A 15,231-nucleotide genomic window follows, 5' to 3' on the forward strand; every position below is an offset into this window, starting at 1 on the left:
GGGGGTCGGCGGGTTCCGGTCGGGGTCCCGCGCCCGTGCGGCGGCGTCGTCGGGCCGCCCGGGCGGTCAGGGGTCCGGTCGAGCGTAACCGCGGGTCGCGCCGACGGCGGGAGGCGGTCGGGCGCGCCGCGCCGCCGGGGTGGAACGTCCGGTTCGGCGTGCCAGACTGGGTGCCGTGACCAGCACCGGGCAGGATCTCCGGGCCGCGGCCAGCGCCGGGTTGCGCTCGGCCGGGGCACGGTTCGCGCTGGTGCACGGCAGCCGCGCCGCAGGCGGGTCGTACCGCACCACCCGGCCCCGGCCCGATTCCGATCTCGACGTCGCCGCCTGGTGGCCGGGCGACGCACCGGCGTCGTTCGAGGTGGACCTCCCGCCGGAGGTCGACCTGCTGGTGCTCAACGACGCACCGCTGGAGATCGCCGGACGTGTCGCACTCGACGGCGAACTCCTCTTCGACGACGACCCGCCGGCCCGGGTCCGGTGGATCGCCACGACACGGAAGATCTACGCCGATGAGCTCCCCCGGATCGCCCGCTCACACCGGGAGTTCCTCGACGCGATGCGGAGCCGGCATGGTGGATGAGGCGCGGGTCGCCCGGCTCCTGCGGGCGATCGCCGACGACCTCGCCGTCCTGCGGGCGGAGGCGGGCGCGTCCCCTGAGCGGCGCGCCGACCCGCTGTGGCTGCGCGGCATCAAGTACCTCTTCGTGACCGCCATCGAGGGCTGTGTGGACGTCGCGCAGCATCTCTGCTCGTCCGAGGGCTGGGGCCCACCGCGGGACAACGGTGACGCTCTCCGCCTGCTCGGCAGACACGGTGTTCTGCCCGGAGACCTGGCCGACCGGCTCGCCCGCGCGGTCGGCTTCCGCAACGTCCTGGTGCACGACTACGTCGAGGTGGACGACGCGATCGTCCTCGCCCGGCTCGAGGACCCCTCCGACCTGCACGACTTCGTCCGCACGATGGCGGACCGGCTGTAGCTCCCCCGCCTCACCGCACCCGCCACCGCGCGACGGCGTCCTCGTCGAGGGTGACGCCCAGTCCGGGCACGGGCGGTACGGCGAGCATGCCGTCGCCGCCGACGGTCAGCGGCGCGGCCAGCGGGAAGTCCCGGCGGGCCGGGGTCCAGTCCGGCGGGTCGTAGGGGAACTCGAACCACGGACCGCCCCCGACGCCGGCCACGACGTGCAGGTTCGCCAGCATCCCGATGCCGTTGGTCCAGCTGTGCGGGGTGAACGCGCGGTGCCGCAGCAGCGCCAGCTCGGCGAGGGTGCGGGCGCGGCTCATCCCGACGGAGAGGACGACGTCCATCTGGTAGACGTCGAGCACGTCGCGCTCGATCCAGCGCAGGATCTCCGGCACCGAGCGCTGCATCTCCCCCGCGGCGATGCGCAGGCCCGGGTTCTCGGCGCGCAACGTGCGGAACCCGTCGGCGTCGGCGTAGGGCAGCGGTTCCTCGACCCAGAACACGTCGAGGTCGGCGAGCCTGCGCACGATCCGGCGGGTGGTGACCAGGTCCGCTCCGGGGGCGATGTCACCGGCCGTCCGCCACGACTCGTTGAGGTCGACCATGATCGTGAACTCCTCGCCGAGCGCGGCCCGCACGGCGGAGACGGCGGCGATGCTCTGGTCCACCCGGTCCCGGTCGATCCGGATCTTGACCGCACCGAAGCCCTCCTCGGCCACCTGCCGGGCGACCTCGACCCGTTCCGACGGCGGGCGCGGCACGCAGAACGACGCGTACGCCGGGACCCGGTCGAGGGTCCCGCCGAACAGGGTCGCGACCGGCAGCCCGGCGACCTGGCCGGCCAGGTCCCACAGTGCCGCCTCGAGCGGCCAGTAGCCGGCGCCGTGGTGCAGACAGCCCTCGAGGGTGCGCACGTGCCGGGCGATCGCCAGCGGGTCCTCACCCACGAAGAGGTCGCGGAAGGCCTCGAAGCCGTCCATGGTGTCGCCGGAGCCGACGCCGACCGGCCCCGCGTCGGTGTGCACCCGGACGATCGTGGCGTCGAAGCTCCGCCGCGGCTCGGGGTCCCACGCGGCGTGCAGCGGCGGCTCCAGCGGCAATCGGAGCCGGTCCAGCGTGATGTCGGTGATCTTCATGAGGTGAGGGTCTGTGCCGTGGGTCCCGGTCCGGGGCGCGCTCGGGGGGTCCGCGCCCCGGATCGGGTGGCCACCGAGCGTAGGAACGTGTCCGCCGGACGACCAGTCGAGGCCGTGGATCGCAATCCGGGTTGCAATGCCGCCAACTGCCACGACGCGTCGCTAACCTCCCGACGGTGACCGACGCACCGCGCAACACCCGCGGGCTGCGCCGCGACCTCGACCTGCTGGAGGCCCTGGCGTCGGAGGAGGCACGGCACACCGGTGGGCTGGGGGTCGCGCAGGTGTCGCGGCTGACCGGGCGGGAGAAGAGCCAGGTGTCGCGTTCGCTGCGCGCGCTCGACGAGGCCGGACTGGTCGAGCGGGACGCCGACAGCCTGCTCTACCGGCTCGGCTGGCGACTGTTCTCGCTGGCCGCCCGGGCCACCGAGGGCCGGATGGTGACGGCGGCCGAGCCGGTGCTGGCCCGGCTCGCGGTCCGGACCGAGGAGACCGTGCACCTGTGCGTGCTGCGCGACGACGCCGTCCTGACCGTCCGGTCGGTGTCCGGTCACTCCTTCCGGACCACCGGCTGGGAGGGGCTGCGCGCACCGCTGGCGTGCACCTCGGCGGGCCGGGTGCTGCTGGTCGACGCGACGCCGGACGAACTGCACGTGCGGTTCGGCACGCCGGCCGACCTGGCCCCGGACCATCCGCGGTGCCGGACCCGGACGGTGCCCCAGCTGTGGCAGGAGCTCCGGGAGGTCGCCGACCGCGGCTGGGCCGAGGTGCGCGACGAGTTCGAGCCGGGCGTGTCCGGGGTGTCGGCACCGGTGCGGGACTTCCGCGGCCGGGTGCTCGCGGCGATCAACGTGGCCGGGCCGACCACACGGATCGGCGAGGCGCTCGGCGCGCACGGGCGGGCCGTCGCGGCCGCCGCGGCGACCGTCTCGGCGGAGCTGGGCTGGGCTGAGCCGAACCGAGCGTGACCGGGCCGGGCGGAACCGGGCCGAGCAGGGCCGGGCCGAGCAGGGCTGGGCCGGGCCGGGCTGGGCGGAACCGGGCCGGGTTGGACCGGCCGGGCGTCCGGCCGGGGGTGACCGGGGCGCCGGTCAGGGCGCCAGCAGCCGCCGGGCCAGGTCGAGGACAGCGGGCCGGGCGTCGTCGATCCGGACCGACGGGTCCTGCAGCGCGGCACCGACGACGGCGTCCACGGCCCCGTTGAGCATGATCGCCGCCGTCCGCGGGTCGACGTGGTCACCCGCATCCCCGGCGCGCTGCGCCGCGCCGATCAGCCCGGCCAGCGCGGTCCACCGCCGGGGACTACTCGGCGAGTCCTCGGTCAGCCCCCGGGCCTCGGGCAGCGCCTGGGCCATCAGCCCGGCGTGGGCCGGGTGCGCGGCCAGGTGCCCGAGGACGCCGTCGAGGTAGGTCTCGACGGCGGCGCGGGGGTCGGGTGCCGCCTCGACGGCCGCGCCGACGTGCTCGACGAGCTCACCGATCACCTGCTCGTAGGCGGCGGCGATCACCGCGTCCTTGGACGCGAAGTGGTACAGCACGGCTGCCTTGGAGATACCGGCGGCGTCCGCGATGCGCTGCAGCGACACCCCGCGGTAGCCGTGCTCGGCGACCAGCTCGACGGTGACGCCGATCAGCTGCTCACGGCGGAGCCGTTCGGTGAACGTACGGGCGCGGGGTGGCACGACGGTGATCCTACGAAGCGGCGCGGTCCAGCAGGCCCGCGATGTCGGCGGCGATCCGGTCGGGCTGCTCCCCGTTGACCGCGTGCGTCGCCTCCGGGTAGTGGCGGACGTTGCCGGCTCCGAAGGCGCGCTCGGCCACGCCCACCGACGTCGCCGGGTCGTGCATCACCGAGCGGCCGGCCACGACGGCCAGCACCGGCACGGTGATCCCGCGCAGCTGCTCCTCGGAGATGGTGGACGGCTGCGGCTGGCGCATCGCGTAGCCGTACATCCCGGACTCGATCATCTCCGCGACCGGCACGTCCTCCACCGGTGCACCGCCCGCGGTGTAGGAGTTGAACGCGTCGCGCCAGCTGCGCGGCATCCAGGAGAACGCGACCGGGAGCGAACGGACGACCGTCTCGAGCGGGATGTCGCCGTAGACGTGGATCGGGTCGAGCAGCGTCAGGCTCGCCAGCGGCGCGTCCGGCCGCTGCACGGCGAGGTTGGCGGCGGTCCACCCGCCGATCGACATGCCGACCACGTGGAAGCGCTCCGGTGGCAGGGCGCGCAGGGCCTCGTCGAACCACGCGGCCTGGTCGGCGTGCGTGGCGATCGGACGGTCCTGGACGCTGTGGCCGGGCTCGCCGAGCAGGTCGACCACCCACACGTCGCGCAGGGCCAGCAGCGAGGGCAGGTTGTCGGCGAACACCGGCGCACCGGACTTCGTGCCGGGTACCAGCAGCAACGGGTCGGCCCCCGGGTTCGCGCCCGCGAACCGGTAAGCACGGACGACGCCGAAGCCGGTGCGCACGTCGAGCGTCGCGGCCGGGGGCGGGAGGTCGTCCATCGCCCGCGCGTACTTCGCCCGGTAGTCGTCGACCGCCTCGGCCGAGGTGAAGTACCCGACCGGGGACGTGTCACGCAGCGCGAGCGCGCCACCCAGCAGGACGCACACGATCACCAGCAGCGTGGTCAGCAGCCGTCGTCGACGCAGTGACTGAACCATGGTCAGCAGTCTGACCGATTGGTAAGTGTCGTGTCACCCGGTTTCCCGGAACGGCTGGTTACTCCTCGGCCTCGGTCCCGGACAGCGCCCGGCCCTCGGCGAAGTACGGGACGAGCCGGTTGGAGTACATGGTCAGCGCCGACCCGATGGCCATGTGCATGTCCAGGTACTTGTAGGTGCCCAGCCGGCCGCCGAAGAGCACGTTGCGGTTCGCGGTCTCCTTGCGGGCCAGCTCGCGGTAGCGCTCCAGCTTCGCCCGGTTGTCCGGGGTGTTGATCGGGTAGTACGGCTCGTCACCGGACTCGGCGAAGCGCGAGTACTCGCGCACGATCACCGTCTTGTCCTTCGGGTACTCCCGCTCCGGGTGCATGTGGCGGAACTCGAGGATCCGGGTGAACGGGACGTCGGCGTCGTTGTAGTTGATCACCGAGGTGCCCTGGAAGTCGCCGGTCGGCTCCACCGACATCTCGAAGTCCAGCGTGCGCCAGCCGAGCTCGCCCTCGGAGTGGTCGAAGTAGCGGTCCAGCGGGCCGGTGTAGACGACCGGCGTACCGGCGGGGATGCGGTCGCGGACCTCGAAGAAGTCGGTCTCCAGCACCACGTCGATGTTCTCGTGGTCGGCCATCCGCTCCAGCCACGCGGCATAGCCGTCGACCGGCAGGCCCTCGTGGGTGTCGTTGAAGTAGCGGTTGTCGTAGGTGTAGCGGACCGGCAGCCGCGTGATGATCGACGCGTCGAGGTTCTTCGGGTCGGTCTGCCACTGCTTCTCGTTGTAGCCCTTGACGAACGCCTCGTAGAGCGGGCGCCCGATCAGCGAGATCGCCTTCTCCTCCAGGTTCGTCGCCTCGCTGGTCTCCACCTCGGCGGCCTGCTCGGCGATCAGCGCCCGGGCCTCGTCCGGGGAGTGCGCCTTCCCGAAGAACTGGTTGATCAGCGCCAGGTTCATCGGGAACGCGTAGACCTGGTCACCGGCCCGCGCGAACACCCGGTGCTGGTAGCCGGTGAAGTCGGTGAACCGGTTGACGTACTCCCACACGCGCTCGTTGGACGTGTGGAACAGGTGGGCGCCGTACCGGTGGATCTCGATGCCGGTCTCCGGCTCGGCCTCGGAGTAGGCGTTGCCGCCGATGTGGTCCCGGCGCTCGAGCACCAGGACCCGCTTCCCGAGACCCTCGGCCACCCGTTCGGCCACGGTGAGGCCGAAGAACCCGGACCCGACCACGATCAGGTCGTAACCGGCGAGGTCGTGCACGCCTGACGTCGACTGGTGGCTCACGGGGACCGAGGGTAGGACAGGCGTGATCCGGGGCACCGGGCGGCTTCGGTACTCTCGCGGACGGGCCACGGAAGCGGACGTTCCCGGCATTCCCGCTGCATAACCGGCCCCGGCGCCGTGCAGCCCGAGGGAAGGAGGCGGCCCGCCCGTGAGCTGGTTGTCCGCCGTCCCCCTGGTCCTGCTCGCTGCCACGTGGGTGACGCTGCCCGGCCTGCTCGTCGGCGTCGCCGCCGGTCTGCGCGGCATCGCCGCCTGGGGCGCCGCCCCCCTGCTGTCGGTCGGCCTGATCGCCGGGTCCGCGGTGGCCGGGAGCCTGCTCGGCGTCCCGTGGAGCGGTGCGGTGCCGGTGGCGGCCGCGTTGTTGTTCGCGCTGATGGTGGTGGGTACCCGGCGGCTGGTGCTGGGCCGCCCGCTGGTCCCCGGGCCCGCGCAGCTCCGCGACCGCGCCGGCCGGGCGTGGGCGACGCTGCGCGGCGGCGGGCCGGACCACCGCTGGACGGGCCTCGCCGCCACCGGCGGCATGCTGATCGCCTGGGTGCTGGGGTTCCGGGCCGCGATCCGGGGCATGGACCGGCCGGACGCGCTGTCCCAGACGTTCGACGCGAGCTTCCACTACAACGCGGTCGCCCGGATCCTCAGCACCGCCGACGCCTCGTCGCTGACGGTCGGCGGGCTGGTGAACTCCCCGGGCTTCTACCCCTCGGCCTGGCACGGTGTCGTCTCGCTGGTCGTACCGGTGACCCCGGGCCCCGCCGAGATCGTCGTCGCCTCGAACGTGGTCGCGCTGGTCACGACGCTGCTGGTCTGGCCGCTGTCGGTGCTGCTGCTGGTCCGCACGCTGGTCGGGCGCTCGGCCGGTGCCGCGCTGGCCGCGCCGGTGCTGTCGCTGGGCTTCATCGCGTTCCCGTGGACCCTGGTCACCTACGGGGCGCTGTGGCCGAACCTGCTCGGGGTCGCGCTGGTCCCGGCCGCGCTGGCGGCGGTCGCGCTGGCCACCCGGCCCGGGATCGGGCCCGACCCGGTCAGCCCGGCGCGCCCGGGCCCGTTCCCCCCGGGGCGGGTGGCGCGCTGGTTCCCGGTGGTCGCCGCCGTGCTCGCGCTCGGCCTCGCCCACCCGAACGCGCTGTTCGGCGCGGTGGTCGTGGCCGTCCCGCCGGTGCTGTGGGGGCTGGTCGGCGGGGTCCGGCGCGGGCTGCGTGCCGGGCGTGCGCAGGCGGTGCGGGCGATCGCCGTGGTGCCCGTCGTGGTCGCCGTGGCTGGCGCCGTCGCGTGGTTCATGTTCGGGTCCCCGGTGCTCGACGGCATCCGCGGCTACTACTGGGAACCGCAGGTCAGCGTCGGTGCCGCCATCGGCGACGCGCTGCTGCACAGCCCGGACGGCAACACCCCGGCCTGGTCGATCGCGGTGCTGACCGTCGCCGGCGCGGTGTGGGCACTGCGCCGGGCGCGGACGTCCTGGCTGGTCCCGGCGCACCTGCTGGTCTGCGCGCTCTACGTGGTCGGGGCCAGCACGTGGTCCTCGATCTGGACCGGGGTCTGGTACAACGACGCGCCCCGGATCGCCGCGCTCGTCCCGGTGACGGCCGCGCCGCTGGCCGCGCTCGGCCTGGTCGCACTGTGCTCGCTGGCCCGCCGGCTGGCCTGCATCGCCCGCGACGCCCTGACCCGGGCCGCACCGGCAGTGGAGGGCTGGCCCCGGCCCCGGGCCGCCGTGCTGGTGGCGGTCGGGGTGAGCGCCGTCGTCGTCACCTCCGGCGGGCTGTACCAGCGCTCGCACATCGACCAGCTGGCCGGGATCTACCAGACCCCGGAGGAGGTGCTGGTCGGGCCGGAGCAGGCCCAGTTCCTGCGCAGTGCCGGTGAACTGATCCCGGCCGACGCCGTCGTCGCGCAGAACCCGTGGGCCGGCACCGCGATGCTGTGGCCGCTGACCGACCGGCAGGTGCTGTTCCCGCACCTGACCGGCGTGTGGTCGCCCGAGCAACAGCTGATCGCCGAGCGCCTGAACGACGCCGCGACCGACCCGGCCGTCTGTGCCGCCGTCGCCGAGACCGGGGTCGGCTACGTGATCACCGCCCCGCCGACGTTCTGGCAGCCGGACCCGCTGGCCGAGAACTGGCCGGGCCTCGACGACCTCGACGAGGCCGAGGGCTTCGAGCTGCTCGCCGAGGAGGGCGACAACGCGCTCTGGCAGATCACCGCCTGCGACGCCGGGCGAGTCATCGGATCGTGATCACCCGGGCGGGCCCGGCAGGCCTCCGGCCGGTGGCGACACCTCGACGGTAATGTCCGAGCCGCCGACCGCCCGGTGCTCCATGGCCGTTTGCGGTGACCGAGGACGGGCCGGGCATCGGCCGCCGGGAAAGGAGCCGCCTCCCGATGGGCCCATCGACCTGGCTGTCCGCCGTTCCGGTCGCACTCGCCGCGGCAGTGTGGGTGATCGGACCGGGTCTGCTGGTGCTCCGCGCCGCAGGCCTGCGCGGGCTCAGCGCCTGGGGCGCGGCACCGATGGTGTCGGTGGCGCTCATCGCGACGTCGGCGGTACTGGGCACGACGCTCGGGCTCGGGTGGGGTCCTTGGGTACCGGCCGGTACCGCGGTACTCCTCGCACTCGCCGAGGTGGCCTTCCGCGGCTTCCTGGCCCGGCGCCCGGCGGGGAGCCCTCTGCACCGGGGTTGGCGATCAGCTTTGCGTGCGTGGGAACCGGGACGGCAACTCCGTGCCGCGCTCGTCCGGTGGCGCACCCCACGTGGCTTGTTCGCGCGGAGCCCCGACCCGGTAACCACCGCCCTTCCCCAGGTGTGGCGGACCTCCACGCAGCGTGAGGGGGTCGACGGCCACCGGGCGGGACTCGCCGCGTTCGCCGGTACATCCCTTGCCGCCGCGCTCGCCTGGTTGACGGTCGTGCTCGGGTTCGGCCCGGTCGACCAACTCTCGTCGACCTACGACGCCGTCTTCCACTACAACGGCGTCGCGCACATCCTCGGGACCGGCGATGCGTCGTCACTGACCCTGGGGACGCTCACCAGCCCCGGTTCCGCCAGCGCCTTCTATCCGGCCGCCTGGCACGACCTGGTCTCGCTGGTGGCGATGACCGCCGGGGCCGGCGTGCCGGTCGCGACCAACCTCACGGCCTGGTCGGTCGCCGCACTGATCTTTCCGTTGTCGTCGCTGCTGCTGACCCGGCATACGCTCGGCCGGTCGGCAGGGGCCGCGTTCGCCGCCCCGGTCATCGCGACGGCGTTCACCGGGTTCCCGTGGGCACTGATGTCATTCGGCGTGCTGTGGCCCAACCTGCTGGGTGTGGCGCTGCTGCCCGCGGCGCTGACGGTCGTGGCAGCACTGGTCGGCACGGTCAATGAGCCGGTACTGCGTCCTCCGGGTGCAGCCGTGCTCGCCGTCGCAGCACTGCCGGCGCTCGGTTTCGCCCACCCGAACGCCGTGTTCAGCCTCGCCGTACTCGGCCTGTTCCCGATTCTGTGGGCTCTGCTCCGGCTGACCCGTCAGCGGATCCTGACCTCTCGCTTCTGGCAACCGCTGCTCGGGCTGTTCGTGACGCTCGGTGCCGTGGCCGTCGTGGTGTGGCTGATGGTCGCCTCGCCGTTGTTGGCAGGTGTCCGCGGTTTCGACTGGCCGGCTTTCACCTCGACCCCGGAAGCGGTCGTCGAGGTCTTCCTCCTGTCCACCAACAGCCGGCCCGCGCTGTGGCCGATCGGAGTGCTGGTGGTCGTCGGCGCCGTGGCCGCGCTCCGCCGGATCACGACGTCCTGGCTGGTCCCCGCCCACCTCGCGTCCGGTTTCCTCTACGTGTTGGCAGCGTCCCGGGAGGATGCCCTCACCGCCGGCCTGACCGGGGCCTGGTACAACGACTCGTACCGGCTGGCCGCGATGCTCCCGGTGACCGGGGTTCCGCTCGCCGTGCTCGGTGTGGTCACGCTCGCCGGCTTGCTGCGCCAGGTCCTGCTGGCTCGCCCCGCTCCGGTCGGGCCCGCATTGCGCCGACGGGGGGCGTCGGCTGCGCTCGTCGTCGGATGTGTGATCGCGCTGGTCCTCGGCTACGGGGGCCTGCGGGTCGGGCTGCACTCGGTCGTACTCGCGGGGACGTACCGCGAGCCCGCGGACGTGCTGCTGGACTCCGGGCAGCGGCAGTTCCTCGAGGACGTCGCGCCACTGATCCCGGAGGACGCGGTCGTCGCCGCTGACCCGTACACCGGCAATGCGCTGTTGTACCCGCTGACAGGGCGCGAGGTGCTGTTCCCGCACCTGATCGGCGACTGGACCCCTGAGCAGACCCTGCTGGCGACCCGGATGCGGGACGCCGCCTCCGACCCGGAGGTCTGCGCGGCCGCGGCCGCCACCCGGGTCCAGTACGTACTGAGTGGCCCGGTCACCTTCTGGCCGTGGCACGGTGGCGCCGGCTGGTACCCCGGGCTGCACGATCTCGGTCCGGTGCCCGGGTTCGAGCTGGTCGCCTCCGGAGGCGGACAGGAACTCTGGCGGCTCACCGCGTGCGACCCGGCGAACCCGGCGGATCCGGACGCACAGGCCATGCCGCCCGGAGCACAGCCCGTTCCCGAGCCCACGCCCTGACTCTCGTACGGTGAGTGCTCCGCCGACCGCCCGAACTGGAGAGCACCGCCGACGTGGACCCGACCGAGCACACCGACCTCCCCGAGTACGAACGCTCGCTGCGCATGGTGGAGCGCCGGCGGCTCGCCACCGGTTTCGCGAAGCAGATCGCGATCACCACGGCGCCGTTCCTGGACCGTCCGTTCGCCGACTGCCGGGTGGCCGACATCGGCTGCGGCTACGGCTACACCGCGCTCGAGCTGGCGGGCATGTGCCGCGAGGTGGTCGGGATCGAGCCGAACGCCGCGCTGGCCGCCGAGGCGAACGCCCTCGCGGAGGAGGGCGGCGCGCGCAACTTCACGTTCCGCGTGCAGGGCATCGGCGAGTTCGGCCACGGTGCGGACGAGGGGGCGTTCGACGTCGCCGTCCTCGACAACGTCCTCGAGCACCTCGACGACCAGCCCGACGCGCTGGAGCGGATCGCGTCCTGCCTGCGCCCGGGCGGGGTCGCCTACATCCTGGTGCCAAACCGCTGGTGGCCGATCGAGGCGCACTACTCGCTGCCGTTCCTGGCGTGGCTGCCGCTGCCACTGGCGAACCGCTACCTACGGTGGTCCGGGCGCGGCAACGACTACACCGACGCCAGCTACGCCCCGAGCTACCTGCGGATGCGCCGGCTGCTGGCCCGGCGCCCCGAGCTCGAGGCCCACTTCACCGTGCCCGGCGACGTCAGCCTGGCCGAGGGCGGTGGGTCGCGGCTGTACGCGGCGGGGGTCTCGGCACTGCGCCGGTTCCCGGCGCTCTGGGCGATCTCCAAGGCGTTCCTGGTCGTCGCGGTGAAGAAGCCGGCCTGACCGGTGCCCGGCTCCCGGCGGCTCGCCGCGACGGCGGACCTGACACTCGGGCCGGTCGTCGCCGTCGCCGTGGCCGTGTTCGGCACCGCGCTGGCGGAGCGGCTCCCGATCCCGGCCGGCTCCAACGTCGCCCTGGCACTGACCGCATCCGGCGGTGCGGTGGTCGCCGCCCTCCTGGCCGCTGCGGTGTGGACGGCACGGCCGGTGATCGCCGTCCCGCTCACCTGGGCCGGGCTGGCCGCGATCCCGGCCGTGCCGCTGTCGCTGTTCCTCGCGAACACGCCGCACTACCTGTTCGGGGTCTCCGGTGACCAGCAGTTCCGGGTGCAGTTCCTGACCCGTTTCGCCGACTCCGCCCGGCTCGCCGACTTCGCCTACGCCGACCTGCCGCCGTACTACCCGGCGGCCTGGTTCTGGGTCGGTGGCCGCGCGGCGGCACTGGCCGGGGTCGACGCGTGGGAGTTCCACAAGGTCTTCTCGATCGCGACCCTCGCGGTGACCGCGGTGCTCGCCTACGCGCTGTGGGCGCTGGTGACGACGCGCCGTCGGGCCCTCGGCGCGGCCGTCGCGACGACGCTCGCCGGCCTGGCGACACTGGCCGCCTACACCCCGTACTCCTGGCTCACCGGCGCGCTCGTCCCCCCGCTGGCGGTGCTGGGGTTGCGGCTGGTGCGCCGCACCGGTTCCTGGCTGCGCACCGCGGTCCTGGTCGGGCTGGTGCTCGGGCTGGCCGCGGTCACCCACACCCAGATCCTGATCTTCGCGGGGTTCGTGCTCACCGTGCTCGCAGCCGACGGGCTGCTCACCCGGTGGACGCGGCCGGTCCCGCTGCTCGTGACGGTCGGCGTCGTGCTCGCCGCGGCCCTCCCGCTGACCCTCGTGCACTGGCTGCCGTACCTGCTCGCGTCGGCGGGTGAGCCGACCTACAGCGCGGGCCAGCACTTCCTCGCCGAGTCCGGGTCCCGCTGGCCGCTGCCGATGCTGGAGGCGACCGCGCTCGGCGGGCTCTGCCTGGCCGGGACGGTGTGGATCGTGGCCCGGTTCGGCCGGTCCACCGTGGCCCGTGCGCTCGGGGTGACGGTGGCGTGCGGGTACGCCTGGTACCTGCTGTCGACGCTGGCGCTGACGGCCGGGACGACGCTGCTGGCGTTCCGGATCGAACCGGTCATCGCCGCCGCGCTCGCCTCCGGCGCCGTGGGCGCCGCCGCTGAGGTCGTGCACCGGTTCCGGACGAACGTGCCAGGGTCGGACGGCGGGGCCGGACGGCCCACGCCGACCCCCGACCCGAGGGCCAGGCCCCGGGGCGAGCGCGACCGTCGCCGGAACCCGACTGCCGCCGTCGTCACCGTGCTCGCCGCGGTCGCCGTCGTCGCCCAGGTGCAGACCGTCCCGGAGACCTACGAGTGGGCCGGCGCCGCGCAGGACTACCGCCCGGACGGGACGAAGCCCGACGGTTCCCGTGATCCGGGTGACGCGAACGCCTGGCTCGGCGAGCTCCGGGCGACGATCGACGGGCTGACCGGCCGCGCGCCTCGGGAGGTCGTCGTCGCGAGTGCGAACCAGACGTTGCTGACCTACACCCCGTACTTCTCGTGGCAGGCCTCCTCCGCCCAGTACGCGAACCCGCTCGCGAACTACCCGGCGCGCACCGACGAGCTCCGTCGGTGGACGACCGCGGCCGGGCCCGCGCAGCTGCTCGGCGCGCTGGAGGGCAGCCCGGCGCGGGCACCGTCGGTGTTCGTGTTCTCCCGGACCCCGGACGGCCTCCTGCAGCTGCCGACGACCGAGGACCGGTTCCCGGACCCCGACTCGGGAGCCCCGGCCGCGACGTTCGCGCCGCAGCTGTTCGACGACCCCGCCTGGCAGCGGCGGGACGTGGGGCCCTACGCGGTGTTGGTGCGAGTCCCCGGCCCGCCGGTGCCCTGAGCGGCCTCGGCGGCGGAGCGCGATGCCGTCACGCCACATCGGCGGGCCGTGGACGGGCCCGTGGTCGCTGCATCGGGTCGATCCAGCGGGGCGGCACAAACTCGGGAAGCCCGTCGCGGATGCGCACGATCCACTCGGAGTGGTGCAGCAGGCGGTGATGGACCCGGCACAGCATCACGCAGTTGCCCAGCGAGGTCTCCCCGTCGGCCTCCCACGGGCGGATGTGGTGGACCTCGCACCAGGACGGTGGCCGGTTGCAGCCGGGGTGGGCACAGCCGCGATCACGAGCGGTGATCGCGCGGCGCAGCCCGTCCGGGACGGTGCGCTTGATGCGGCCGACGTCGAGGGGCTGCCCCTGGCCGTTCATGACGATGGGGACCACACCGGCGTCGCAGGCCAGCATCCGCAGGCTCTCGGGGGTGATCTGACCACCGAAGTCGAGCACGGCCGCACGGGCACGGCGCTGCAGGTCCTCGAGACCGATCAGCACACTGATGACGGGGCGGCGGCCACCGGTCTCGGGGAGGTCACCGTGGTCGAGTGCCCGGGCGCAGATCTCGGACAGCCCCTCGGCCTGCCGTTGCTCGGGTGAGCGCTCGTCGAGGTTGTCGCGTGGGGCGGCGAGGGCGTCGACGGCGGTGGCGATGGCGTCGAACAGGGCGGCGTCGTCGAAGCGGCCCCGGATGCGACCGCCCGATCCCGTGCGGTTCGCCACCACCGTGAGCGTGTTGATCTGGGGCGGTGGGGTGTCGTCGGGTTCGGGCCCGTCGTCGTCGAGGGCCTCGATCAGCCGGGTGGCCCAGGTGTGCAACTCGCCCGGGTTGTAGACGGTGGCGTGCTCGGCGATCTCGGCCTCGGCCAGGGCGAGCCGGTCCGGATGGATGCGGCGGGCGGCGTGGCTGCCGAGCACGGTGGCGATGACGTGCACGTGGCGCAGCCCGATGCGGCCGTCGGCGAAGCGCTCGGCGGTGGCCGGCAACGCGGGCGGCTGCGGGGTGCCGTCGAGGGCGGTGCGGGGGTGGACGTGCTCTCCGCGGCGAGGGTGCGACGGCGGGCGTCGGCACGGTCCCAGTTGAGCAGGTCGGCCAGGGCGAGAGCGGGGTTGCGGTAGCCGCGTTCGGTGAACGAGCCCTCGCGGTCGAGCGCGGCAACGGTGGCGACCGTGACCTGGTCGAGCCGCCGCACCCCGCCCTCGCACAGGGTGAGGACCGACAGGCGCTCCTCGGCGGTGGCATCGGGCCCGGCGGCGGCCCGCAGCGCGGCGACCGCCTCGGTGAGGAGGCGATGCGCGGTGGCGAGGCGCTCGCTGGGCATGAACCCATGCTACTCGAACATACGTTTGATCGACTGTCCGTCGTCGCAGGTCGAGCGCCACTCACCGACACGTGCCGACGGTGAGGAGCACGGTGTCCCCGTCCTCCCCGCTTCAGACCTGCACCACGGTGACGACGTTGCCGTCCGGGTCGCGGAGCATGAACATCCTCGGCGCGCCCGGGGTCTCGTCCTCGTCGAGCGGGTCGAGGTCGAGGCCACCGACGGCGGCGAGCCGGGCGTGCTCGGCGGCGACGTCCGGGGTCTCGACGCCGATGGCGCTGCCACCGGGCTCGTCGAACATCGGCGGGTTCAGCGCGAGCCGCGCGGTCGAGCCGGGCGGGGCGACCTCCAGCCAGCGGTGCTCACCGTTCTCCCCGAACCGGGTGTCGCCGCGGACCTCGAAGCCGAGCTTCTGCGTGTAGAAGTCCCGCGCCGCGTCCTGGTCGGCGACGGTGAACATGACGACGCTGATGTTGTTCACGGTCGTCGGGTTCTGCGTGTGGGTGCTCATACCGACCA

13 protein-coding genes are annotated in these 15,231 nt (G+C 73.7%); 7 read left to right on the forward strand and 6 right to left on the reverse strand.

Annotation, left to right across the window (positions count from 1 at the left end):
• Positions 1–175: 175 nt before the first annotated feature.
• Positions 176–583 (forward strand): nucleotidyltransferase domain-containing protein, encoded by a 408-nt coding sequence (locus BM093_RS10875; protein WP_093341076.1) that lies wholly within the window; start codon positions 176–178, stop codon positions 581–583.
• Entirely contained in the window at positions 573–980 is a 408-nt protein-coding gene (hepT, locus tag BM093_RS10880; protein WP_093341078.1) for a type VII toxin-antitoxin system HepT family RNase toxin, read from the forward strand. The genes BM093_RS10875 and hepT overlap by 11 nt, the downstream gene beginning before the upstream one ends.
• A 10-nt stretch (positions 981–990) precedes the next feature.
• Here hepT and BM093_RS10885 read toward each other — a convergent pair whose 3' ends face one another.
• On the reverse strand, positions 991–2,103 hold the full coding sequence (locus BM093_RS10885; protein ID WP_093341081.1) for a mandelate racemase/muconate lactonizing enzyme family protein: 1,113 nt from the start codon (positions 2,101–2,103) through the stop codon (positions 991–993).
• A 176-nt stretch (positions 2,104–2,279) separates the two neighbouring features.
• Between BM093_RS10885 and BM093_RS10890 the strand changes: the two genes are divergently transcribed.
• Positions 2,280–3,071: an IclR family transcriptional regulator gene (locus BM093_RS10890; RefSeq protein WP_093341084.1), complete on the forward strand. Its 792-nt coding sequence runs from the start codon at positions 2,280–2,282 to the stop codon at positions 3,069–3,071.
• A gap of 123 nt (positions 3,072–3,194) precedes the next feature.
• Here the strand turns inward: BM093_RS10890 and BM093_RS10895 are convergent, their stop codons facing one another.
• The 3 genes from BM093_RS10895 to glf are packed head-to-tail and all read right to left on the reverse strand — an operon-like array spanning position 3,195 to position 6,049.
• Complete coding sequence (locus tag BM093_RS10895) at positions 3,195–3,785, reverse strand: TetR/AcrR family transcriptional regulator (protein WP_143105332.1); 591 nt, start codon at positions 3,783–3,785, stop codon at positions 3,195–3,197.
• 10 nt (positions 3,786–3,795) lie between these two features.
• Positions 3,796–4,773 (reverse strand): alpha/beta fold hydrolase, encoded by a 978-nt coding sequence (locus BM093_RS10900; protein ID WP_093341090.1) that lies wholly within the window; start codon positions 4,771–4,773, stop codon positions 3,796–3,798.
• Between the two features lie 58 nt (positions 4,774–4,831).
• Positions 4,832–6,049: a UDP-galactopyranose mutase gene (glf, locus tag BM093_RS10905; protein WP_093341093.1), complete on the reverse strand. Its 1,218-nt coding sequence runs from the start codon at positions 6,047–6,049 to the stop codon at positions 4,832–4,834.
• Between the two features lie 148 nt (positions 6,050–6,197).
• On the opposite strand from glf, the gene BM093_RS10910 reads away from it, so the two are divergent.
• The 4 genes from BM093_RS10910 to BM093_RS10925 all read left to right on the forward strand — a co-directional run bounded on the left by BM093_RS10910 (position 6,198) and on the right by BM093_RS10925 (position 13,398).
• Positions 6,198–8,282, forward strand: a complete 2,085-nt coding sequence (locus BM093_RS10910) for a DUF6541 family protein (protein ID WP_093341096.1) — start codon at positions 6,198–6,200, stop codon at positions 8,280–8,282.
• Positions 8,283–8,428: 146 nt separating this feature from the next.
• Positions 8,429–10,639 carry a DUF6541 family protein gene (locus BM093_RS10915; protein ID WP_093341099.1) on the forward strand — a complete coding sequence of 737 codons (2,211 nt, stop codon included), beginning with the start codon at positions 8,429–8,431 and terminating at the stop codon, positions 10,637–10,639.
• A gap of 14 nt (positions 10,640–10,653) precedes the next feature.
• Positions 10,654–11,472, forward strand: a complete 819-nt coding sequence (locus BM093_RS10920) for a class I SAM-dependent methyltransferase (protein ID WP_093341102.1) — start codon at positions 10,654–10,656, stop codon at positions 11,470–11,472.
• A gap of 3 nt (positions 11,473–11,475) precedes the next feature.
• On the forward strand, positions 11,476–13,398 hold the full coding sequence (locus BM093_RS10925; protein ID WP_093341106.1) for an arabinofuranosyltransferase: 1,923 nt from the start codon (positions 11,476–11,478) through the stop codon (positions 13,396–13,398).
• A gap of 28 nt (positions 13,399–13,426) precedes the next feature.
• Here BM093_RS10925 and BM093_RS10930 read toward each other — a convergent pair whose 3' ends face one another.
• Complete coding sequence (locus BM093_RS10930) at positions 13,427–14,773, reverse strand: DUF222 domain-containing protein (protein WP_093341109.1); 1,347 nt, start codon at positions 14,771–14,773, stop codon at positions 13,427–13,429.
• A 51-nt stretch (positions 14,774–14,824) separates the two neighbouring features.
• Complete coding sequence (locus tag BM093_RS10935; RefSeq protein WP_093341113.1) at positions 14,825–15,223, reverse strand: VOC family protein; 399 nt, start codon at positions 15,221–15,223, stop codon at positions 14,825–14,827.
• Between the last annotated feature and the right edge of the window lie 8 nt (positions 15,224–15,231).

Source organism: Pseudonocardia ammonioxydans (assembly GCF_900115005.1).
In the GTDB taxonomy this organism is placed as follows: domain Bacteria; phylum Actinomycetota; class Actinomycetes; order Mycobacteriales; family Pseudonocardiaceae; genus Pseudonocardia; species Pseudonocardia ammonioxydans.